We start from the raw sequence: 20,634 nt of genomic DNA on the forward strand, positions 1-20,634 counted from the left end.
CGTGTGGGTGGTGGCCACCGCCGGGCACGTCGACCACGGCAAGTCCACGCTGATCCGGGCGCTGACCGGGATGGAACCCGACCGGTGGGCGGAGGAACGCCGCCGCGGCATGACCATCGACCTCGGCTTCGCCTGGACCACCCTGCCCTCCGGCGGCACCGTCGCGTTCGTCGACGTGCCCGGGCACGAGCGGTTCGTGCCGAACATGCTGGCCGGCGTCGGGCCGGTTCCGGCCGCCCTGATCGTGGTCGGTGCCGACGAGGGCTGGATGCCGCAGTCCGCCGAGCACCTGGCCGCGCTGGACGCGCTCGGGGTGTCGTACGGGCTGCTGGCGGTGACCCGCGCCGACCTGGCCGACCCGGGCCCGGCGCTGGCCCGGGCCCGCGCGGAGATCGCCGCGACCTCGCTCGGCGAGGTGGAGGCAGTGCCGGTCAGCGCGGTCACCGGCGCCGGCCTGCCCGAGCTGCGGGCCGCGCTGGACCGGCTGGTCGCCCGCCTGCCCGACCCGGCCCGTGACGCCCCGGTGCGGCTCTGGGTGGACCGCTCGTTCACCGTCCGGGGCAGCGGCACGGTGGTCACCGGCACCCTCGGCGGCGGCCGGCTGCGCGTCGGCGACACCCTCGAACTCGCCGCCACCGGGGAACCGGTGCGGGTGCGCGGCCTGCACGCGCTGAACACCGCCCACGCCCAGGTGGGCGCGGTGGCCCGGGTGGCGGTGAACCTGCGCGGGCTGCCCCGCGACCGGGTGGCCCGAGGCGACGCCCTGCTCAGCCCGGGCCGGTTCCGGGCCACCGACCTGCTCGACGTCCGCCTCACCGGTGATCCGGCCGCCGACCTGCCGCCCACCCTCACCCTGCACGTCGGCTCGGCCGCGGTGCCCGCTCGGGTGCGCCCGCTCGGCCCGGACACCGTCCGGCTCCGGTTGGCCCGCCCGCTGCCGCTGCTGATCGGCGACCGGGCGCTGCTGCGCGACCCGGGCCGGCACCACGTGAGCGGCGGGGTGACCGTGCTGGACGTGGACCCGCCGCCGCTGCGCCGCCGGGGCGCGGCCGCCGCCCGCGCCACCGTGCTGGCCGGGCTGGACGGCCGGCCGGACCCGGCCGGGGAGCTGCGCCGGCGGCGGCTGGTCCGCGCCGGTGACCTGACCCGGATGGGCGTGCCGGCCGGCGCGGCCCCGGTCGCCGGGGACTGGCTGGCCGACCCGGACCACTGGCGGGAGCTGGGCCGCCGGCTCGCCGAGGAGGTCGCCCGGTACGCCCGCGAGCAACCCCTGGCGGCCGGCGTGCCGGTCGACGTGCTGCGGCACCGCCTCGACCTGCCCGACCGGGCGCTGGTGGAGGCGCTGCTGCGCCCGCCGCTGCGGTTGCGCGCCGGCCGCGTCACCGCCGCCACCGGCGACGCGCTGCCCGAACCGGTGGCCCGGGCGGTGGCCCGGGTCCGCGCCGAGTACGGCGACCGTCCGTTCCAGGCCCCCGAGGCGCACCGCCTGGCCGACCTCGGCCTCGGCCCCCGCGAGATCGGGGCGGCCGTGCGTGCGGGCGCCCTGCTGAAGCTCGCCGACAACGTGGTGCTGCTGCCCGGCGCCCTGGACGACGCGGTGCGGGTGCTCGCCGGGCTGCCGCAGCCGTTCACGCTCAGCGCGGCCCGGCAGGCGCTGGACACCACCCGCCGCGTGGCGGTGCCGCTGCTGGAACTGCTCGACCGGCGGGGGGCCACCCGGCGGCTGCCCGACGACGCCCGCGAGGTGGTCCACCCGGGCGGGTGAGGCAAGCGGCACCGGCAGCCCGGCCCGGTCACCTACGGTGACGCCATGGACCCCTCCGCGGTCTGGCGGGACAGGAACCACCGGTGGCGCATCGAGGCGTACCGGGCACCGGACCTGCGGTTCGCCATCTTCGCCACGAACGGCACGACCGAGTCGGCCCCGCTGTGGCTGTTCGGGATGGGCGCGCTGGCCCGGTGGCTGATGACCCACGCCATCTCCCTGGACGACCTGGAGACCGACTGATGGCCGGCCAGCTGGTCCTGGTGCTGGTCCTGGTGCTGGTCAACGCGGCGCTGTCCGGCAGCGAGATGGCCATCGTGACGCTGCGCGAGGCGCAGCTGCGGCGGCTGGGCCGGACCGGGCGCAGCGGGGCGCGGCTGACCCGGCTGGCCCGGGAGCCGAACCGCTACCTGGCCACCATCCAGCTCGGCATCACCCTGGCCGGGTTCCTCGCCTCGGCGGCCGCGGCGGTGTCGCTGGCGGAGCCGCTGGTCGGCCCGCTGGGCTTCCTCGGCCGGGCCGCCAACCCGGTGGCCGTGGTGCTGGTGACGATGGTGCTGACCTTCGTGACGCTGGTCGTGGGCGAGCTGGCCCCGAAGCGGCTGGCCATGCAGTCGGCGGAACGCTGGGCGCTGCTCAGCGCCGCGCCGCTGGACGTGCTCGCCCGGGTGTCCCGCCCGGCCGTGTGGCTGCTCAGCCGGGCCACCGACCTGCTGGTCCGGCTGGCCGGCGGCGATCCTCGCGCCAACCGGCAGGAGGTGACCGAGGAGGAGTTGCGGGAGATGCTGGTCAGCCAGCGCGGGCTGTCCGCGCAACAGCGGGAGATCCTGTCCGGGGCGTTCGACATCGCCGGCCGTACCCTGCGGGAGATCCTGGTGCCGCGCCGCGAGGTGACGATGCTGCCGGCCGAGCTGACGGCCGTGGAGGCCATGCGCCGGCTGGCCGCCACCGGCCGTTCCCGGGCGCCGGTGACCGGCCCGGGCGGCCTGGACGACGTGCGCGGGGTCGTGCACATCCGCGACCTGGTCGACGGCGACGGCGCCCTGGTCGGTCAGCGGGCCCGGCCGCCGGTGCTGCTGCCCAGCACGCTGCCGGTCGCCGACGCCATGCGGCAGCTGCGCCAGCGCCACGAGCAGCTCGCCCTGGTCATCGACGAGTTCGGCGGGGTCGACGGCCTGGTCACCATGGAGGACCTGCTCGAGGAGGTGGTCGGCGAACTCTACGACGAGACCGACCGGGACGTGCACCAGGCGGTCCGGGAGCCCGACGGCGCGCTGCTGCTCCCCGGCGACTTCCCGCTGCACGACCTGCCCGACGCCGGCGTGCAGGTGACGTTCCCGCTGACCCGCGAGTACACCACGGTCGCCGGGCTGGTCCTGGCCGGCCTGGGCCACCTGCCGGCCGGTCCGGGGGAGCGGTTCCGGCTGCCCGGGCTCACCGTCGAGGTGGTCGAGGTGTCCGACCGGACCATCCGCCGGGTGCGCCTGCGCGGCCCGGCCGCCGGCTGCCGGTCGGAGTGACCCGACCGGGGGACAAGCACGCGAAACGGGCCTTCCGCGGCGCCGGACCGCCGTACCGTCCGGAATGTGAAGGACCGAGGACTGCGGACGTTCATCACCGTGCTCGCCGGGCTGGCCGTGATCTATTTCGGCGCCACCGGGCACCGCAGCAGCGGTGAGGAGGGCGGGGGCATCTCCGGCGGCGTGGTGCTGCTGGCCCTGCTCGCCTCGGCGCTCGCCTGGAACCTGACCAAGCCGGGCCCCGCCAAGTGAGGCCCGGCCGGCTCAGCGGGCCGCCGCGATCCGGCTGATCTCGCCGGCCGACTCCTCGCCGAGCGCCACCCGCACCAACGCCGATGCCAGCCGCCCGAAGTCGGCCTCGCCGACCAGCCCGGCCAGGCCGCCGGGGTTCGCCGGGAGGCCCAGCCGGCGGGCGCCGGCCAGGGTCCGCCGGTCGGCGTACGGGCGCACGTCCGGCCAGACGGCCTGCGCCTCGCGGAGGAAGATGTCCGCCCCGGTCGGGCCGATGCCGGGGAACTCGGTGAGCAGCCGGCGCAGCACGGTCCGGTCGCCGTCGGCCTCCTTGTGCATCCGGCGCAGGTCCCCGTGCCACCGGTCCAGGCAGAGCCGCGCTCCGCTGCCGAGCATGGTGGCCGTCCGCTCGTCGTAACGGCGGTAGTGGCCCCGGCCGAGCGCGTCGACGCGGTCCTGCCAGCTCGCCGCCTCCATGGCCTGGGGGGTGCGCCACCCGGCGGCGAAGAGTTCCCGCGCGGCGGCGATGGCCACGCACGCCCGGATCCGGGTGCTCAGCAGCGTGGTGAGCACCAGCAGCTGGTAGAGCGGGCCCGGCCGGTCGGCGAGGCCGATCCCCGCCTCCTCCGCGTAGGTGCGGGACTGCCGGTCCAGCAGTGCCCGCGCCACGGTCCGATCGTCTGGCATCCCTCGGTGATACCCGCCGGGCGCCGGACCAGACGCCCGCGGCCGGGCCGGAATGCGCCTCCCGGCGGCGGGTACCCAGATCAGGTGCGCGGCCCACGCCGTGCGCCGCCACCGGAAGGAGAGACCTGTGGTCAAGCCGCAGCAGGAGGAACTGCGCCGCAACGACAAGGGCGCGACCAGCCAGGACAGCCGGGAACTGATTCCCCAAGCCGGGAGCAAGGGACCGCACGGCAAGGGCGGCAGCTCGAACGCGGACGTCGGACGGCCGGTCCCGAAGGGACAGGTGTCGCCGTACGGCCCGGCGGCCCAGCCGGTGGCCGAGGACGAGAGCGACCGGCGGGGCTGAGTCAGCCCCGCCGCGACGGCGGCCGCAGCCTCCGCCAGGTGGCTGCGGCCGCCGCTCCGTACGCCAGGTGCGGCACCAGGTCGGACAGCCAGTCGGCCCTGCCCCAGGTCCGCGGGTCGCTGATGCGCAGCGCCGCGATGGAGCCGTCGGAGGTGGCCATCACGCCGCCGCCGAGCAGCCCGACGGCCACCGGCAGGGGGATCCGGCGGCGGGCGGCCAGGAGCCCGAACAGCGCGCCGGCGGCGACCCCGGTGCCGTAGCCGATCACCGCTCCGAGGCCGGAGCGGCGGTTCGGCGCCTTCGCCTCGGGCCCGAGGTCCACGTGCGTCGCGTCGGCCAGCTTGCCGGCGGTCTGTTCCGGGCTGCTGCTCGCCGGGCGCCCCCGCACCGCCATGTCCAGGTAGGTCACGACGTTCAACACGGTGGTGCCGACGGCGCCCGCGATGGCGCCGTCGACCACGGGAGCGGCCCTCACTTCGGGTCGCCCGGTTCGCGCTCTCCCTTGGGCCCGAACGTCCGTTCGCCCCGCACCACGCCCCGCTGGCCGCGGTCGTCCTGGAGGATCCGGTTCGCGACCTGATTCGCCTCCTGGTCGGCGGCCCGCCCGGACTGCTCGATCAGATCGCGCAGCCGCGCCCGTTCCTTGTCGTACGCGTTGCTGCCCGGCCGTGGTCCTGGCATCGCTGCCTCCTCCGGTCGCTGTGGCTGACCGTACGGTCTACCCGCCGTGGCCGGGGCCAACCGTTCAGCCGGGGGCGCGGACCACGGCCACCGGGCAGTCGGCGCGGTGCAGCACCCCCTGGCTCACCGAGCCGAGCAGCAGGCCGGTCAGCTCGCCCCGGCCGCGCCGGCCCACGACCACCAGCTGGGCCTCGCGGGACGCCTCGACGAGCGCGGCGACCGGCCGGGCGTGCACCACGGCCCGGGTGACCGGCACCTCCGGCCGGCGTTCGGCCAGCCCGGTGAGCGACTCGGCCAGCACCCGGTTCTCCTCGTCGCGCAGGTCGCTCTCCTCGTACACCAGGGGTTGCATGTCGCCGGGGCCGGTGGAGGCCGGGTGGGTGTAGGCGTGCACGGTGTGCAGCCGGGTGCCCCGGATCGCGGCCTCCTCGGCGGCGAAGTCCACGGCGGCGTGGGACAGCGTGGATCCGTCCACCCCGACCACCACCGGGCCGGTGGTCCGGGCCGTGCCGCGGGCGACCAGCACCGGGCAGTCGGCGTACGAGGCGACCTGGATCGCGACCGAGCCGACCACCAGGGCGGCGAAACCGCCCAGGCCGCGGTCGCCCAGCACGATCATCGCGGCGGTCGGGGACTCGCCGACCAGCACGGCGGCGGTCTCCCCGTCGATGATCTCGCCGGAGACCTGCAGCCCGGGCGCGGTCGACTCGGCCTCGGCGACCGCGGCGGCGACCAGCTCCTCGGCCTGCTGCCGCAGGCCGCGTCCGGGTGGTGCCCCGGCCGGCGCCGACACGGGTACGCGCAGCAGCGGCCAGATGAAGCCGTGCACCACCCGCAGCGGCCGCTGTCGCCGGGCCGCCTCCCGCGCCGCCAGGCGCACGGCGGTGCGCGCCGGCTCCGAACCGTCCACGCCGACCACCACAGCCGCGCCGTTCGCCGAGTTCACGCCGTACCTCCTCGCCGTCGGCGCCCGCGGCCAGTATCGCGGCCGCCGGGCCGTCGCCGAGGCGATACCGCGCGAGCCGACCCGTGGGTACGCTGGCGACCGTCGCCGGAGAAAGGGAGCCTCGTCGATGGCCGAGCCCGACCAGCCGAGCACCGCCCGCATGATCGACTACTGGCTCGGCGGCGAGCACCACTACCCGGTCGACGTGGCCGCGGCCGGCGCCTTCGAGCGCGCGTACGGGCCGTGCGCGGAGATCTTCCGGTCGCTGCGCGACTTCCTCGGCCGGGCGGTCCGGTCGATCGCCGCCGCCGGGGTGGACAACTTCCTGGTCTTCGGGGCGGGCGTGCCCACCCGGGGCAACGTGCACGAGGTGGCGCCGGACGCCACCGTGCTCTACACCGACGTCGACCCGGTGACGGTCCGGCTGGGCCAGCGCCTGCTCGCCGACAGCGACCGCGCCGGCTACGGCTACGGCGACGCCACCGACATCGGCACCGTCGACCCGGCCCAGCTGCACCGGTTCGTGCCGGGGTGGGGGAGGAGGCCGGTCGGGGTGGTCTTCCTCGGGCTGGCCGCGTTCCTCGACGACGACACCCTCGCCCGCACCCTCGACGAGTTGTACGAGGCGGTCGCGCCGGGCAGCTTCCTGGCCATCGACTTCGACAGCGAGGAACTCGCCGCGTACCCGGAGGCGCAGGCCATGATGGGCCCGGCGTTCCGGATGCGGGCGCCGGCGCGCTTCGCGCCGCTGCTGGGCCGCTGGCAGCCGACGGCGGACGGCATCGTGCCGGTGGCGCGCTGGCGGCCGGCCGGCGAACCGGAGCAGGTGCCGGACGCCTTCTACGGCGCGCTGGCCACCCGACCGGCCGGCTGACGGGCGCCGTCCCCCCGCCATCGGCACGCGGCGCAGGTCGGAGGCGGGGCGTACCGATGCCGGGGGGCCTCCGTATGATGCTTGCCCTACAGCAATAGTCGTCATCGGAGGATGTGAGCATGCCGGACGCGTCCGGAGCGGTGTCGCGCGCCCTGCGCGCCGCACCCCCCGACCAGTTGGCGGAGGCCGCCGACGCGGCGATCCGCCGGGTGCTCGACGCGTCGCGTACCGAGGTGTTCGTCGCGGACTACCGGTTCACCGGGCTCTGGCCCGTGCTGGACCCGGAGCTGCCCGAGGGCGGGTTCCTCGACTGCCAGGGCGTCGCGCAGCGCTGCTTCAGCAGCCAGCAGCCGGTGCTGGACACCGGCGACAGCGGCCGGTGCCGGGCCTACCTGCCGCTGTCGGCGTGGGGGGAGCGGCTCGGCGTGCTGATGGTCGAGCTGCCGGCCGCGCCGGACGCCGCGACGGTGGCGGCGGCCCGGGACGCCGCGGGCGACCTGGCGGTGGCGCTGCGGGCGGCCGACCGGGAGACCGACCGCTACCGCCGCGCGCGCCGCCGGGAGCGGCTCACCATGGCCGCCGAGATGCAGTGGGACCTGCTGCCCGGCCGCAGCGTCACCCACGGCGACTTCGTGCTGGCCGGGCAGCTCGAACCGGCGTACACGGTGGGCGGCGACCACTTCGACTGGTCGGTCGACGGCGACCGCCTCACCGTCACGGTGCTCAACGGCGCCGGCAACGGGCTGGCCGCCGCGCTGCTCACCGCGGTGACGGTCAACGCGATGCGCAACGCGCGACGCTCCGGCGGCAGCCTGGTGGAGCAGGCCGAGCTGGCCTCGGACACCATCTTCTACCAGCACCGGGGGAGCCGGCACGTGGCCACGCTGCTGCTGGAGCTGGACAACCGGCGGGGCGTGGTACGGGCCGTGGACGCGGGCTCGCCGCACGTGCTGCGGCTGCGCGGCGGGACGGTCACCCCGATCACCCTGGAGCAGCAACTGCCGCTGGGCATGTTCGCCGAGACCCGCTACGACGTGCAGGAGTTCGACGTGGAGCCGGGGGACCGGCTCTTCGTCGTCAGCGACGGGGTCTACGCGGCCGAGCCGGCCGGCCGGGAGCCGTACGGGGACCGGGCCATGGCGCGCGCCATGCGGTCCACTCGGTTGCAGCCGGCGACCGAGGCAGTTGGTACGGTGATGCGCGAACTGCACGCGCACCACGCCGACGCGGATCTCCGCGACGACGCGGTCGTCGTCTGCCTGGACTGGCGCGGTTCCCGCCCGCCGGACGGCGACGTCGGCGTGCGGTGACGGACCGGCGGGGCGAACACGAGCGCGACGATCGCAGGGGACACCGGGTGGAACGACCTCCGAATCTTGCCGCGGCCATCGATGCGGCGGCCGAGGCGCTCGTCGGTGTGCTCGACTCCGCCACCTCGCGGCACACCGTCAGCGTCTCGCCGACCCAGTTGCGGGTGCTGTCGCTGATCATGGCGCACCCGCGCACCAACGTGAACCGGCTGGCCGAGCTGCTCGACGTGGTGCCCTCGTCGGCGAGCCGGCTCTGTGACCGGCTGGAGGCCGTCGGGCTGCTGCGCCGGGTGGCCGACCCCCGCGACCGGCGCGAGGTGCGTCTGGTCCCCACCGCCGCGGCCGAGACCCTGCTGGGCGAGCTGACGGACCGGCGGCACCGGGCGGTCCAGGCGGTGCTGGACCGCATGCCCCACCGGGTGCAGCACGAGCTGCTGCTGGCGCTGGTCGCGTTCGGCCAGGCCGCGTCGACGAACGCACCGCAGGCCGCCGCCGACTCCGCCGCCTCCACCGCCCGCACCGCCTGACCCGACCGGCTCGCGCCGCGCGCTCCCGGCATTCAGCTAGTATCCTAGGATGCCTTAGCGGTGGTGTGGCGCCGCGCACACCGCGAAGCTGAGCACCGGCGCAGCGCAGGGCCCGGGGCGGGGCGGGGGAGCCCGATATAGTGGCAGCGCAACTGGACGGCCCATGATCGACGCGATCATGGGCCGCAAGGGGGAGGTCCCAGCCCGGGATCGCAGAGGGCGCCGGCGTCTGACCGGCCGGCAACGCGCACGTTCCCGCGGCGGCCGTTCACTCGGCCGCCGGACCGTGCTGCGAAGGGAGGTTCGGTGTCGCGTCGGCCGGCTCCATCGGAGCACCCGGCTACCGGCGGTGCGGCGGAGGTCGTGGGGGACCGTGTCCTCACCCTGCCGAACCTGATCAGCTTCGCCCGGCTCGTCGGTGTGCCGCTCTTCCTCTACCTGTTCCTGGTGGTCAAGGCCGACGTGGCCGCCATCGTGGTGCTGGCCATCGGCGGCACCAGCGACTGGGTGGACGGCTGGATCGCCCGCCGCCTCCACCAGGTCAGCCGGTTGGGCGAGCTGCTGGACCCGCTCGCCGACCGGCTCTACATCCTGGCCACCCTGCTGGCGTTCACCGCCCGTGAGGTGGTGCCGTGGCAGTTCACCGGGGCGCTGCTGGCCCGCGAGCTGCTGCTGCTCGGCTCGCTGGGCGTGCTGCGCCGCTACGGCTACGGCCCACCGCCGGTGCACTACGTGGGCAAGACCGCCACGTTCCTCCTGCTGGCCGCGTTCCCGATCCTGCTGCTGGCCTCCGCCGCCGACAGCGTCGCCGTTGCGGCGGGCGCCATCGGGTGGGGGCTGGCCTGGTGGGGCCTGGTGCTCTACTGGGTGGCCGGCGCGATGTACGTGGTGCAGGCCAGCCGCCTGGTCCGGGCGATGCGGGCGCGCCGCTCGGGAGCGGCCGCATGACGGCGGCGCCGCCGGGGGACCGGGACCGCGACCGCGACCCGTCGGCGCGGGTGTACGCGCCGGACTTCCTCACCGACCTGTTCCGCAACCCGCTCGACCCCGGTTACCGGGATGCGGCGGTCCGGCGCGCCACGGCGCCGCCGTCGCGGCTGCGGCGGGTGCTCGCCCGGCCGGTGAGCGTGGTGGTGCTGTTGGTGATCGGGTTCCTGTTCGCGGTGGCGTACCGGGAGACGGTGGCGGAGGAGCCGGGCCGGGCGAAGGCGCGGGCCGGCCTGATCGCCGAGATCAAGCAGCGCGAGGCGGAGACGGACCGGTTGACCGCGCGGGCGGATCAGCTGCGCGAGGAGGTCGGCCGGCAGCGGGACGCGGCGTTGAGCGGGTCGCAGGCGTCCCGGCTGCGCACCCTGGAGGCGGGCACCGGCCTGGGCCGGGTGCGCGGTGACGGCGTGGTGGTGCGCCTGGTGGACGCGCCGAGGGACAAGGACGCGGTGACCGGGGCGGAGGCGGGGCCGTCGCAGGTGCTCTACTCCGACCTGCAGAAGGTGGCGAACGCGCTGTGGGCGGCGGGCGCGGAGGCGGTGGCGATCAACGGGCAGCGGTTGACGGCCACGTCGACGATCCGTCAGGCGGGTGAGGCGATCCTGGTGGATTACCGGCCGGTGACGAGCCCGTACGTGGTGACGGCGATCGGGCCGGGGTCGATGCGGGACCGGTTCGAGGACAGCCGGGCGGCGGACCTGATGCGTGACGTGCAGCGGACGACGGGCCTGTCGTTCGGGGTGAAGGACGCCGACGACCTCACCCTGCCGGCGGCTCCGCAGCCGCGGCTACGCTACGCCGAGCCTTCGGTGAGTCCGAGCCCGTCGGGTTCGGGTGTCGCCGGTTCGACCAGTCCCGGGCCGTCCGGCTCGGGTTCCTCTCCTCGCCCCTCCGGAGGTGGCCGATGATCGCGGTGCTGGCGTTGCTCGCCGGTGTGGTGCTCGGGGTGTATCTGGATCCCACGGTGCCCGCGGCGTTGCAGCCGTACCTGCCGATCGCCGTGGTGGCGGCGCTCGACGCGGTGTTCGGTGGGGTGCGGGCGAAGCTGGACCGGATCTTCGACGACAAGCAGTTCGTGGTGTCGTTCATCTCGAACGTGCTGGTGGCGGGTCTGATCGTCTACCTGGGTGACCAGTTGGGGGTGGGTGGTCAGTTGTCCACCGGTGTGGTGGTCGTGCTCGGGGTGCGCATCTTCGGAAACGTGGCGGCGATCCGCCGGCACCTGTTCCGGGCGTAGGTTTGTGGCGATGAGCGAGGAGCACAGGGAGACGGGCACGGGTTGGCCGCAGCCGGCGGAGCCGGCGCGGCCGTCGGGTCCGGCCGGTGAGCCGGATCCGCGCCCGGACGCGCCCGATCCGGACGAGTTGAGCCCGTTGGCGCCGGCCGGGCCGGCGGAGCCGGCCGGGCCGGCGGAGCCGGCCGAGCAGGAGGACGTGCCGTCGCCGGCGGAGGAGCCGGGGGCTGCCGCGGAGGAGCCGGGGGCGGCGGAGGCGAAGCCGGTGCCGGTGTCGCGGCGGTTGACGTCGGCGGGCGCGATGATCGCGGTGTTGCTGGCGTTGCTGGGGTTCACGCTGGTGGTGCAGTTGAAGACGACGTCGACGGATCCGACTCTCGCGGCGACGCGGGAGGAGGACCTGGTCCGGATCTCGTCGGATCTGGATTCGCGGGAGCGGCGGCTTCGGCAGGACATCGAGGCGCTGGAGGAGAGTCAGCGGCAGTTGCGGTCGGGTGAGCAGGGCCGGCAGGCGGCGCTGGAGGAGGCGACGCGGCGGGCGGACGAGCTGGGCATCCTGGCGGGCTCGTTGCCGGCGGTGGGGCCGGGTCTGTCGGTGCGGTTCGAGGGTCCGGACAAGGCGGTCTCGGCGGTGCGGATCCTGGACGCGGTGCAGGAGTTGCGGGGCGCCGGCGCGGAAGCGATGCAGATCGTGGGCTCGGACGGGGCGGCGGTGCGGATCATCGCGTCGACGTATTTCGTGGACGGGCCGGCCGGTGGCCTGGTGGTGGACGGGCGGCGGTTGAGCGGCCCGTACGTGATCTTGGTGATCGGTGATCCGCCGACGCTGCGTACGGCGTTGAACATTCCCGGCGGGGTGGTCGCATCGGTGGAGGAGGACGGCGGTAACGTGACGCCGGAGGACAGTGAGGCTGTGGAGGTTTCGCAGCTGCACGCGCCGATCAAGCTGGAACACGCCCGGCCGGTTTCCTGACCGGTCGCGGCCGCGCCGGTTTCCCCCGGTGCACCGATGACGAAGGACGCAGCTGGTGATTCCTGAGGATCTGCGGTACACCGCCGAGCACGAGTGGGTGGCTGGTGGGGGCGGCGGCGCCGTCCGGATCGGCATCACGCACTTCGCGCAGGACGCCCTGGGTGACATCGTGTTCGTCCAGTTGCCGGACGAGGGCGCGGTGGTGGCGGCGGGTGAGTCGCTGGGTGAGATCGAGTCGACGAAGAGCGTGTCGGAGATCTACGCGCCGTTGAGCGGCACGGTGGCGGCGCGCAACGAGGCGTTGGCCGACACCCCTGAGGTGATCAACACGGATCCGTACGGTGCGGGGTGGTTGGTGGAGATCACTCCGGATGATCCGGCGGCGGTCGAGGGTTTGCTGACCGCTGGTGCGTACCGCGAGCTCACCGAGAGCTGAGTTCGTGCGTTCCGGGCGGCGGGCTCGTGTCCGCGCGTCCGGTTGCCCTGTTTTTCGGCGCTGGCTAGGCTCGCCCAGTTGACCGAGAACCAATAGTTTGAGCGTTGCGGAATGCGCCTTCCCGGCACCGGGGAGCCAGCCGCCGGGTGTGTGTCTGCCCGGCGGCCAGACCCGCCATTGCCCGACGCCGACCGAAACAGATCCGTGAGGTGGTCCCCATGACGCGCCCAGACGACGAGTTCCCCCCGCTCGACGTCACTTCGACGCTCAATCTCGGTTCGCTCGACGAAGTGCTGGAGGGTCCGGACACCGATGTGGTGCCGAGCCGCATGTCCGGTTCGTTGCCGCCCGGGATGGCGTTGCTGGTGGTTCGCCGGGGTCCGAACGCGGGCGCCCGGTTCCTGTTGGACCACGATGTGACGACGAGCGGCCGGCACCCGGACAGTGACATCTTCCTCGACGACGTGACGGTGTCGCGGCGGCACGCCGAGTTCCACCGCGACGGTGGCACGTTCACGGTGCGGGACGTGGGCAGCCTGAACGGCACCTACGTGAACCGGGAGCGGGTCGAGGCGGCGACGCTGAGCAACGGCGACGAGGTGCAGATCGGCAAGTTCCGGGTGGTGTTCATCGCCGGTCCGCGTCCGGAGGAGGAGGCCGGCCGGGGGTGAACGGGCCTGCGGCTTCGACGTCGCCCGGGGCGGCGGACGGTTCGCCGCGCTCGTCCGCGACGCCGCTGATGAGCATCGGCGAGGTGCTGGCGCAGTTGCGGGTGGAGTTCCCGGACGTCACGATCTCGAAGTTGCGGTTCCTGGAGGCCGAGGGCCTGGTGGAGCCGCAGCGGACGCCGGCGGGTTACCGGAAGTTCAGCTGGGACGATGTGGCGCGGTTGCGGTTCGTGCTGACCGCGCAGCGGGATCAGTACCTGCCGTTGCGGGTGATCCGGGACCAGTTGGCGGAGTGGGACTCGTCGGGTGCGGGGCCGGGGCGGCAGCGGCCGAATCTGGTGGCGGTGGGCCCCGGTGGTGAGGTGCCGGGCCGGGAGGTGGCGGAGCCGGCCGAGTCGTCGGAGGTGCGGCTGGGCCGGGCGGAGCTGATTTCGCGCAGCGGGGTCGACGAGTCGACGTTGGCCGAGTTGGAGCGGCTCGGTGTGCTGGTGCCGGATCCGCCGGGCTGGTACGACGCGGACGCGTTGATCATCGCGCGGGCGGTGGCGGGTCTGGCGGCGTACGGGTTGGAGCCGCGGCACCTGCGGGGGTACCGGACGGCGGCGGATCGGGAGGTCGGTCTGTTCGCGCAGTTGGTGGCTCCGTTGGCGCGGCAGTCGGATCCGGCGGCGCGGGCGCGGGCGGCGGAGACGGCGCGGGAGTTGGTGGCGTTGTCGCAGCAGTTGCACGCGGCGTTGGTGCGGGTGGGGCTGCGGTCGACGTTGGGTCGGTGAGGTGGTGGGGCCGGGTGTCGTGGGGGCGCCCGGCCTCTGCCGTGGGCGGGCGCGGAAAGATCGGTGCCGGGAAGCGTGTCGTAGGCTTGCCGGGGTAACCCGTTGCGGCGAGGCGTGGTGCACGTAGCGGATGGGACTCCCGTGTCGCGGTCCGTGTACCGTGCAGGGAAGGGCGCGGTGCGGGCGTAGGTGACAACGACACGGAGGCGGCGGTGCGCGAGCTGAGCGTGGTCGGAGTTCGGGTGGAGCTGCCCAGCAACCAGCCGATCGTCCTGCTGCGGGAGGTCGAGGGGGACCGCTATCTGCCGATCTGGATCGGCGCGGTCGAGGCGACGGCGATCGCCTACGAGCAGCAGGGTGTGAAGCCGGCGCGGCCGTTGACGCATGATCTGCTGCGGGACGTGTTGGCGGCGTTGAAGGCGCCGTTGCACGCGGTGGAGATCACTGAGTTGAAGGAGAACGTCTTCTACGCCGATCTGTTGATCGGTGACGGCGTTCGGGTGTCGGCGCGGCCGAGCGATTCCATCGCGTTGGCGTTGCGGGTGGGCGCTCCGATTCGTTGTGCCGAGCAGGTCCTCTCCGAGGCGGGGATCGTGATCCCCGACGAGCAGGAGGACGAGGTGGAGAAGTTCCGGGAGTTCCTGGAGCAGGTGCGTCCGGAGGATTTCGCGGGCTGAGGTGGCCGGCCGGTGGGCCGGTGTCGGTGCGGCGGCGGTTGTCACGGTGGGTGACGGCTTGCCGCCGTCAGTGATCTTCTGGGTGGCGGTGCGGCGTGTCGCGGTGGCTCCTGCGGGGTAACTCCCGGTGTCGGGGCTAGGGTTGCGGTATCCAGGGGTGCGCGCACGGGGAGACGGCGTGGCACCGCACGGGCGGGGAGGTTGTCCGGATGCACGAGCCGCGAGATCCTGGTCCGACTACGGAACAGCAGCCCGACCCGGTCGTTGACGGTGAGGTGGGCTACCGGGGTGTGACCGCGTGTCACGCGGTGGGCATCAGTTACCGGCAGTTGGACTACTGGGCCCGGACGGGTCTGGTGGTGCCGAGCGTGCGGGACGCCTCCGGGTCGGGGACGTCCCGGTTGTACTCCTTCCGCGACCTTGTGGTGTTGAAGGTCGTGAAGCGGTTGTTGGACGCCGGGGTGTCGTTGCAGAACATCCGGAAGGCCATCGACGCGTTGCGGTCGCGTGGGGTGGAGGACCTGGCGGGCATCACGTTGATCTCGGACGGGACGACGGTGTACGAGTGCCGGTCGCCGGAGGAGGTCGTGGACCTGTTGCAGGGCGGCCAGGGCGTGTTCGGCATCGCGATCGGTGGCGCGTTCAAGGAGATCCAGGGTTCGCTGTCGCATCTGCCGGCGGAGCCGGTGGGTGGGCAGCCGGAGCCGGCCGCCCAGCCGGTGGAGGCGGAGTCCGAGTCGGTGGGTGACGAGTTGGCGGCGCGGCGTGCGCGTCGTCGGGCGGGCTGAGCGGCCCGTCACGGTTCCTCGGGGCCGCGCCACGCCCAAAACGGGCACGGCGTGGTCCCCTTTTTTGATCACAGCGCGTGTGGTGGGTCCGGCGGAGTGGCGCCGGCCCACCGGTCCGGCGGCCGTCGCCGGGTGGGGCCGACGTGACGTGCGGAAACACCGTCCGGGTGGGTCGCCGCCAGCTGCTGTCCGAAAGGGACAGTCGAGGGCGCCCGGCGCCGGTGGCGTCCACCCAGCGTGTCGGTGTGCTCGCGTCGCGCGAGCGATCCGCCGGGTTCGCTGACTGTCCGTGATCGACGTTTGTCGGGAATCGGATAGGGCAGGGCTGAACCGTCTTGGCGGGCACGCTATGGTCCGACACGGTCGCTTGCGCGTGACCGTTCGGTGGAGCCGGTGCGACGCGCGCGGGCTGCCGGTTGCCCCTCCGCGGCGCTGGTCGCGTTGCCCCCCTCCCGGAAGGAACCACCCATGACGGTGACCGAAGAGACCACCCCGATCTCCCACTACGAGCGCATCGGCGGCGCCGCCGCCGTGAAGGCCGCGGTGGAGCTGTTCTACGACAAGGTGCTGGCCGACCCGGACCTGGCCGGCTACTTCACCGACGTGAACATGCCCGAGCAGCGGCGGCACCTGGCGTTGATGCTCGCCGTGGTGCTCGGCGGCCCGAACGAGTACGCGGGTCGGGGCCTGGCCGAGGCGCACCAGCCGCTGAACATCCCGGTGGCGCACTACGTGAAGGTCGGCGAGCACCTGACCGCGACGCTGGTCGAGCTGGGGGTGCCGGCCGACGTGATCGCCGACGTGCACGTCGTGCTGGGTCAGGTCCAGGACCAGGTCGTGTCGTCGGGGAACGCCTGAGCGTGGACGCAGGGCGGCTCAAGCAGAGCTGGTCCCTGGTCGCCGCGCACGGCGACCAGGTGCCGCTCTACTTCTATTCGACGCTGTTCCTGGCGCACCCGGAGACCCGGCAGATGTTCCCCACGAACATGGCCGGGCAGCGGGACCGCCTGGTGAACGCGCTGGGGCACATCGTGTCCCACGTGGACCAGGTGGACCAGCTCGTCGGGTTCCTCCAGGACCTCGGCGCGGATCACCGCAAGTTCGCGGTGCGCGCCGAGCACTATCCCGCGGTCGGTGAGGCGCTGCTGGCGACGCTGCGGCACTTCTCCGGCGAGGCGTGGACCGATGAGCTGGCCGCCGACTGGGCGGCCGCGTACGGGTTGGTCGCGCAGGTGATGATGGACGCCGCGCAGGCGGCGGAGGCGAAGTCCCCGCCGTGGTGGGTGGCGGAGATCCTCGGGCACGAGCGGCGCACGTTCGACGTGGCGGTGCTGACGCTGCGGCCGCAGTACCTGCTGCAGTTCGCCCCGGGCCAGTCGATCGGGGTGTCCCACCCGGCGGTGCGCTCGTGGCGGTACTACTCGCCGGCGAACGCGCCCCGCCCGGACGGGACGCTGGAGCTGCACGTGCGGGCCGCGCCGGGTGGCGCGGTGTCGTCGCGGCTGGTGTATGGGTGCGCGGTGGGCGACCAGGTGCACCTGGCGGCGCCGGTCGGTGACCGGTTGACGTTGTGGCAGGCCGGGTCGTCGGATCTGCTGCTGCTGGCCGGTGGCACCGGCTGGGCGCCGGTGAAGGCCCTGCTGGAGCAGGTCGCCGCGGAGGGCGTGGGCCGCCGGGTGGACCTGTACGTGGGGGCCCGCTCCCGGTTGGAGTTCTACGACAGCGAGGCGATCGACAAGTTCGCCGCGTCGTACCCGTGGCTGCGGGTGACGTACGTGGCGGGCTCGGACCCGCAGCGACCGGGCGAGTTCGTGCAGGTGGCCGACCAGGTCCTGGCCGACGGCGACTGGCGGTCCCGGCACGTGTACGTGTGCGGCTCCGACGAGATGGTGAGCCATTCGGTGGCGGCGCTGACCGGCGCCGGCTACCAGCCGGGTCAGCTGCACCACGAGGGTTTCGGCAAGCACTGGTACGGGCCGGCCTTCCGGACCGCGACGACCCCTGACGATTCCGGAGGTGCCCGGTGAGCGCGAGGAGTGAGCCGGTGTTGCGAGCCCCGCAGTCGGGAACGGAGGTAGCCCGGTGAGCGCGAGGAGTGAGCCGGTGTTGCGAGCCCCGCAGTCGGGAACGGAGGTGACCCGGTGAGCGCGACCCCGATCAGCAGGTACGAGGGTCAGGTGACCGGTGGCGCGGCGCAGGTGCGCCTCAGCGCCGACCGGGTGCGCCGGTGGGAGTTCGGGTCGGCGTCGTTCACCCGGCGCGGCTACGACCACGCCGATGTGGACCGGTTCCGGATGCAGGTGGCCGACGAGCTGGACCTGCTGGCCGCGCAGCTGGCGCATCTGCGGGCGGAGAACGAGCGGCTCAACGACCACCTGGAGCTGCACCGGCACGGGGTGATCCCGAGCGCCGACAACGCGGCGGCGGCCCCCGCGGCGAAGGAGGTGAACCTGCTGTCGGCGGCGCAGCGGGAGGCCGAGCAGATCATCGCGCAGGCCCACGACTACGCCCGCCGGGTCGCCGAGTATGCCCGGATGCAGTACGAGAGCTACATGCAGGCCGCGGCGCAGGAGGCCAAGCAGGAGGCGGAGCGGGCGGTGACGGAGTATCGCAGCAGCGCCGGGGTGAACTTCGACGACTCGGTGGCCGCCCGGGAGGCGCTGCGGATCTTCGGCGAGATGATGATCTCGCACATGCAGGCGGCGGCCCGGCACCTGGACGACGGCAGCGAGCAGCTGTCGCGGACGATGGATCGGATCGCCCGGGAGGTGCCCGCCGTCGCCGGTGGGCAGCAGGTGGCGCTGCCCCGCCACCAGCGCTGAAGCGGCGGCCCGGCCCACCGGGGTCACCCCGGTGGGCCGGGCCCGCGGCGCCCTGGAAGATTTCCCCGCAGAAATCTGGCGGTGGCATGTCGAGAACCGCGGTGCGGCTCCGTCCCCGAAGCGAACACGGCAACAATGGCCGTACCGCACCGAGGAGAACATGATGGCCAAGTACCTGCTGCTCAAGCACTACCGGGGCGCGCCGGCGGCGGTCAACGACGTGCCGATGGACCAGTGGACGCCGGAGGAGGTCTCGGCCCACGTGCGGTACATGCAGGACTTCGCCGCCCGGCTCGAGGGCACCGGCGAGTTCGTCGACGGTCAGGCGCTGTCCCCGGAGGGCACGTTCGTCCGCTACGACGGCGAGGGGCGGCCGCCGGTCACCGACGGGCCGTTCGCGGAGACCAAGGACCTCATCGCCGGCTGGATGGTGATCGACGTCGACACCTACGACCGGGCGATCGAGCTGGCCGGGGAGCTGTCCGCGGCCCCGGGTGCGGGTGGGAAGCCGATCCACGAGTGGCTCGAGGTGCGCCCGTTCCTGGGCGAGGCCCCGACGATCACGGAGTGACGGACGGTGGATGAGGCTCTGCTGCGGGCTCTCACCCCCACCGTGATCGGGATCCTCGTCCGCCGCGGAGCCGACTTCGCGGCGGCCGAGGACGCCGTCCAGGACGCCCTGGTGGAGGCCGTGCGGGTGTGGCCGGACGACCCGCCGCGCGACCCCCAGGGCTGGCTGGTCACGGCGGCGTGGCGGAAGTTCCTCGACGCGGTCCGCGCCGACGCCTCCCGGCGGCACCGGGAGGCACGCGTCGAGGGCGAGCCGCCGCCGGGCCCGGGCGAGGCGGTCGACGACACGCTCCAGCTGTATTTCCTGTGCGCGCACCCGTCCCTCACGCCGGCGTCGGCGGTCGCGCTCACGCTGCGCGCGGTGGGCGGCCTGACCACGCGTCAGATCGCGCGCGCCTACCTGGTGCCGGAGGCGACCATGGCGCAGCGGATCAGCCGAGCCAAGCGGACCGTCTCGGGTGTCCGGCTCGACCAGCCCGGTGACGTCGCCACGGTGCTGCGGGTGCTCTACCTGGTGTTCAACGAGGGCTACTCCGGTGACGTGGACCTCGCCGGTGAGGCGATCCGGCTCACCCGCGAGCTGGCGGCCAGGATCGACCACGAGGAGGTCGCCGGCCTGCTCGCGCTCATGCTGCTGCACCACGCGCGGCGGGCGGCGCGGACCGGCCCGGACGGCCGGCTCGTGCCGCTCGCCGAGCAGCACCGCGGCCGGTGGGACACCCGGCTGATCGCCGAGGGTGTCGACGTGCTGCAGGCGGCGCTAGCCCGCGACCGGCTGGGGGAGTTCCAGGCCCAGGCCGCCATCGCGGCGCTGCACGCCGACGCGCCGACGGTCGAGGAGACCGACTGGGTGCAGATCGTCGAGTGGTACGACGAGCTGGTGGGCCTCACCGGCAGCCCGGTGGCCCGCCTCAACCGGGCCGTGGCGGTCGGCGAGGCCGACGGCCCACGCGCCGGCCTGGCGGCCCTCGCGGCGCTCGACCCGGCGCTGCCGCGCCACGCCGCGGTGGCGGCGTACCTGCACGAGCGCGAGGGTGACCCGGTGACCGCGGCGCGGCTCTACGCCGAGGCGGCCCGGTCGGCGCCCAGCCTCGGTGAACGCGACCACCTCACCCGGCAGGCCGCGCGGCTCAACGCGCGGCTGCGGGGGTGAGCGGCACCTCAGGTGGCGGCGCGGACCGCCTCGTCGATTGGGGTCTCCCCGCCGACCAGTTCCAGGGTGAGCCCGACGGTGTGCGGGGCGGACAGCAGGGCGAGCAGGACGCGGGCGGTGTCGGCGCGGGTGACCGGCCCGGGGTCGGCGTGCCGGGCCAGGGTGATCCGGCCGACCGGCGCGTCGTCGGTGAGCCGGCCGGGGCGCAGCACGGTCACGTCGAGGTCCCGGCCGGTGACGTCGTCCTCGGCGGCCTTCTTCGCCCGCAGGTACGCCGCCCACACCTCGTCGGTGCCGGCCCTCGGGGGCCGGTCCACGCCCATCGAGGAGACCAGCAGGTAGCGGCGGACCCCGGCGCGTTGCGCGGCGTCGGCGAGCAGCACGGCGGCGGCCCGGTCGACGGTGTCCTTGCGGGCCGCGCCGCTGCCGGGGCCGGCGCCGGCGGCGAAGACCACCGCGTCGGCGCCGGCCAGGTGCCCGGCGACGGTGTCGACGTCGGTGTGTTCCAGGTCGCAGACCACCGGTTCGGCGCCGGCGGCGCGCAGCGCGGCCTCGTGCCCGGGGTTGCGGATCAATCCGACGGCGGTGTCGCCGCGGCCGGCGAGTTCCCGCTCCAGCAGCTTGGCGATCTTCCCGTGGCCCCCGGCGATGACGACGCGCATGCCC

General features: G+C 74.3%; 27 protein-coding genes. 22 read left to right on the forward strand and 5 right to left on the reverse strand.

The genetic code is table 11. The features are described 5' to 3' along the window. Window position 1 precedes the first annotated feature (1 nt). The 4 genes from selB to ABZS80_RS11745 all read left to right on the forward strand — a co-directional run bounded on the left by selB (window position 2) and on the right by ABZS80_RS11745 (window position 3,537). The gene (gene selB / locus ABZS80_RS11730; RefSeq protein WP_355055676.1) at window positions 2–1,765 is read left to right on the forward strand and encodes a selenocysteine-specific translation elongation factor; all 1,764 of its coding nucleotides are present in this window, start codon (window positions 2–4) and stop codon (window positions 1,763–1,765) included. Window positions 1,766–1,810: 45 nt separating this feature from the next. Continuing rightward, window positions 1,811–2,008: a hypothetical protein gene (locus tag ABZS80_RS11735; RefSeq protein ID WP_091258094.1), complete on the forward strand. Its 198-nt coding sequence runs from the start codon at window positions 1,811–1,813 to the stop codon at window positions 2,006–2,008. Beyond that, on the forward strand, window positions 2,008–3,285 hold the full coding sequence (locus ABZS80_RS11740) for a hemolysin family protein (protein WP_355055677.1): 1,278 nt from the start codon (window positions 2,008–2,010) through the stop codon (window positions 3,283–3,285). Before ABZS80_RS11735 ends, ABZS80_RS11740 begins: the two co-directional genes overlap by 1 nt. Window positions 3,286–3,351: 66 nt before the next feature. Beyond that, window positions 3,352–3,537: a hypothetical protein gene (locus tag ABZS80_RS11745; RefSeq protein ID WP_151461500.1), complete on the forward strand. Its 186-nt coding sequence runs from the start codon at window positions 3,352–3,354 to the stop codon at window positions 3,535–3,537. A 12-nt stretch (window positions 3,538–3,549) separates the two neighbouring features. Here ABZS80_RS11745 and ABZS80_RS11750 read toward each other — a convergent pair whose 3' ends face one another. Then, window positions 3,550–4,203 carry a hypothetical protein gene (locus ABZS80_RS11750; RefSeq protein WP_355055678.1) on the reverse strand — a complete coding sequence of 218 codons (654 nt, stop codon included), beginning with the start codon at window positions 4,201–4,203 and terminating at the stop codon, window positions 3,550–3,552. Window positions 4,204–4,330: 127 nt separating this feature from the next. On the opposite strand from ABZS80_RS11750, the gene ABZS80_RS11755 reads away from it, so the two are divergent. Next, window positions 4,331–4,549, forward strand: a complete 219-nt coding sequence (locus ABZS80_RS11755) for a hypothetical protein (RefSeq protein ID WP_355055679.1) — start codon at window positions 4,331–4,333, stop codon at window positions 4,547–4,549. A gap of 1 nt (window position 4,550) precedes the next feature. Here the strand turns inward: ABZS80_RS11755 and ABZS80_RS11760 are convergent, their stop codons facing one another. From ABZS80_RS11760 to ABZS80_RS11770, 3 genes are all read right to left on the reverse strand, one after another. Next, on the reverse strand, window positions 4,551–5,024 hold the full coding sequence (locus ABZS80_RS11760; RefSeq protein WP_355055680.1) for a hypothetical protein: 474 nt from the start codon (window positions 5,022–5,024) through the stop codon (window positions 4,551–4,553). Further along, window positions 5,021–5,230, reverse strand: a complete 210-nt coding sequence (locus tag ABZS80_RS11765) for a phosphatidylethanolamine-binding protein (protein WP_091306867.1) — start codon at window positions 5,228–5,230, stop codon at window positions 5,021–5,023. The genes ABZS80_RS11760 and ABZS80_RS11765 overlap by 4 nt, the downstream gene beginning before the upstream one ends. A 64-nt stretch (window positions 5,231–5,294) precedes the next feature. Beyond that, a complete protein-coding gene (locus ABZS80_RS11770; RefSeq protein WP_355055681.1) occupies window positions 5,295–6,176 on the reverse strand; it encodes a universal stress protein in 882 nt (293 codons plus the stop codon). Between the two features lie 127 nt (window positions 6,177–6,303). On the opposite strand from ABZS80_RS11770, the gene ABZS80_RS11775 reads away from it, so the two are divergent. The 17 genes from ABZS80_RS11775 to ABZS80_RS11855 all read left to right on the forward strand — a co-directional run bounded on the left by ABZS80_RS11775 (window position 6,304) and on the right by ABZS80_RS11855 (window position 19,968). Beyond that, on the forward strand, window positions 6,304–7,050 hold the full coding sequence (locus ABZS80_RS11775; protein WP_355055682.1) for an SAM-dependent methyltransferase: 747 nt from the start codon (window positions 6,304–6,306) through the stop codon (window positions 7,048–7,050). A gap of 119 nt (window positions 7,051–7,169) precedes the next feature. Next, window positions 7,170–8,360, forward strand: coding sequence for a PP2C family protein-serine/threonine phosphatase (locus ABZS80_RS11780; protein ID WP_355055683.1), 1,191 nt, complete (start codon window positions 7,170–7,172; stop codon window positions 8,358–8,360). A 47-nt stretch (window positions 8,361–8,407) separates the two neighbouring features. After that, a complete protein-coding gene (locus ABZS80_RS11785; protein WP_355055684.1) occupies window positions 8,408–8,887 on the forward strand; it encodes a MarR family transcriptional regulator in 480 nt (159 codons plus the stop codon). Between the two features lie 363 nt (window positions 8,888–9,250). Then, window positions 9,251–9,835, forward strand: a complete 585-nt coding sequence (locus ABZS80_RS11790) for a CDP-alcohol phosphatidyltransferase family protein (protein WP_355055685.1) — start codon at window positions 9,251–9,253, stop codon at window positions 9,833–9,835. Continuing rightward, window positions 9,832–10,782, forward strand: coding sequence for a DUF881 domain-containing protein (locus tag ABZS80_RS11795; RefSeq protein ID WP_355055686.1), 951 nt, complete (start codon window positions 9,832–9,834; stop codon window positions 10,780–10,782). The genes ABZS80_RS11790 and ABZS80_RS11795 overlap by 4 nt, the downstream gene beginning before the upstream one ends. After that, window positions 10,779–11,111 carry a small basic family protein gene (locus ABZS80_RS11800; RefSeq protein WP_007071104.1) on the forward strand — a complete coding sequence of 111 codons (333 nt, stop codon included), beginning with the start codon at window positions 10,779–10,781 and terminating at the stop codon, window positions 11,109–11,111. Before ABZS80_RS11795 ends, ABZS80_RS11800 begins: the two co-directional genes overlap by 4 nt. Before the next feature lie 10 nt (window positions 11,112–11,121). Beyond that, window positions 11,122–12,081, forward strand: a complete 960-nt coding sequence (locus ABZS80_RS11805; RefSeq protein ID WP_355055687.1) for a DUF881 domain-containing protein — start codon at window positions 11,122–11,124, stop codon at window positions 12,079–12,081. A gap of 55 nt (window positions 12,082–12,136) precedes the next feature. Then, window positions 12,137–12,517, forward strand: coding sequence for a glycine cleavage system protein GcvH (gene gcvH, locus ABZS80_RS11810; RefSeq protein ID WP_151461489.1), 381 nt, complete (start codon window positions 12,137–12,139; stop codon window positions 12,515–12,517). 218 nt (window positions 12,518–12,735) lie between these two features. Then, window positions 12,736–13,188, forward strand: coding sequence for an FHA domain-containing protein (locus ABZS80_RS11815; RefSeq protein ID WP_007071101.1), 453 nt, complete (start codon window positions 12,736–12,738; stop codon window positions 13,186–13,188). After that, window positions 13,185–13,958: a MerR family transcriptional regulator gene (locus ABZS80_RS11820; RefSeq protein ID WP_355055688.1), complete on the forward strand. Its 774-nt coding sequence runs from the start codon at window positions 13,185–13,187 to the stop codon at window positions 13,956–13,958. Before ABZS80_RS11815 ends, ABZS80_RS11820 begins: the two co-directional genes overlap by 4 nt. Before the next feature lie 212 nt (window positions 13,959–14,170). Continuing rightward, complete coding sequence (locus ABZS80_RS11825; protein WP_091258060.1) at window positions 14,171–14,635, forward strand: bifunctional nuclease family protein; 465 nt, start codon at window positions 14,171–14,173, stop codon at window positions 14,633–14,635. Window positions 14,636–14,844: 209 nt separating this feature from the next. Continuing rightward, window positions 14,845–15,423, forward strand: a complete 579-nt coding sequence (locus tag ABZS80_RS11830; protein ID WP_151461487.1) for a MerR family transcriptional regulator — start codon at window positions 14,845–14,847, stop codon at window positions 15,421–15,423. Between the two features lie 468 nt (window positions 15,424–15,891). Continuing rightward, the gene (locus tag ABZS80_RS11835) at window positions 15,892–16,281 is read left to right on the forward strand and encodes a group 1 truncated hemoglobin (protein WP_355055689.1); all 390 of its coding nucleotides are present in this window, start codon (window positions 15,892–15,894) and stop codon (window positions 16,279–16,281) included. A 2-nt stretch (window positions 16,282–16,283) separates the two neighbouring features. Continuing rightward, entirely contained in the window at window positions 16,284–17,450 is a 1,167-nt protein-coding gene (locus ABZS80_RS11840; RefSeq protein ID WP_355055690.1) for a globin domain-containing protein, read from the forward strand. 114 nt (window positions 17,451–17,564) lie between these two features. Beyond that, window positions 17,565–18,245: a cell division protein DivIVA gene (locus ABZS80_RS11845; RefSeq protein ID WP_355055691.1), complete on the forward strand. Its 681-nt coding sequence runs from the start codon at window positions 17,565–17,567 to the stop codon at window positions 18,243–18,245. A gap of 163 nt (window positions 18,246–18,408) precedes the next feature. Then, window positions 18,409–18,816: a YciI family protein gene (locus tag ABZS80_RS11850; RefSeq protein WP_151461483.1), complete on the forward strand. Its 408-nt coding sequence runs from the start codon at window positions 18,409–18,411 to the stop codon at window positions 18,814–18,816. Between the two features lie 6 nt (window positions 18,817–18,822). Next, window positions 18,823–19,968 carry a DUF6596 domain-containing protein gene (locus ABZS80_RS11855; RefSeq protein ID WP_355055692.1) on the forward strand — a complete coding sequence of 382 codons (1,146 nt, stop codon included), beginning with the start codon at window positions 18,823–18,825 and terminating at the stop codon, window positions 19,966–19,968. 8 nt (window positions 19,969–19,976) lie between these two features. Here ABZS80_RS11855 and ABZS80_RS11860 read toward each other — a convergent pair whose 3' ends face one another. Beyond that, window positions 19,977–20,630, reverse strand: coding sequence for an NAD(P)H-binding protein (locus ABZS80_RS11860; RefSeq protein WP_355055693.1), 654 nt, complete (start codon window positions 20,628–20,630; stop codon window positions 19,977–19,979). Window positions 20,631–20,634 lie beyond the last annotated feature (4 nt).

This window comes from Micromonospora sp. NPDC005305, assembly GCF_040607315.1.
Classification (GTDB): domain Bacteria; phylum Actinomycetota; class Actinomycetes; order Mycobacteriales; family Micromonosporaceae; genus Micromonospora.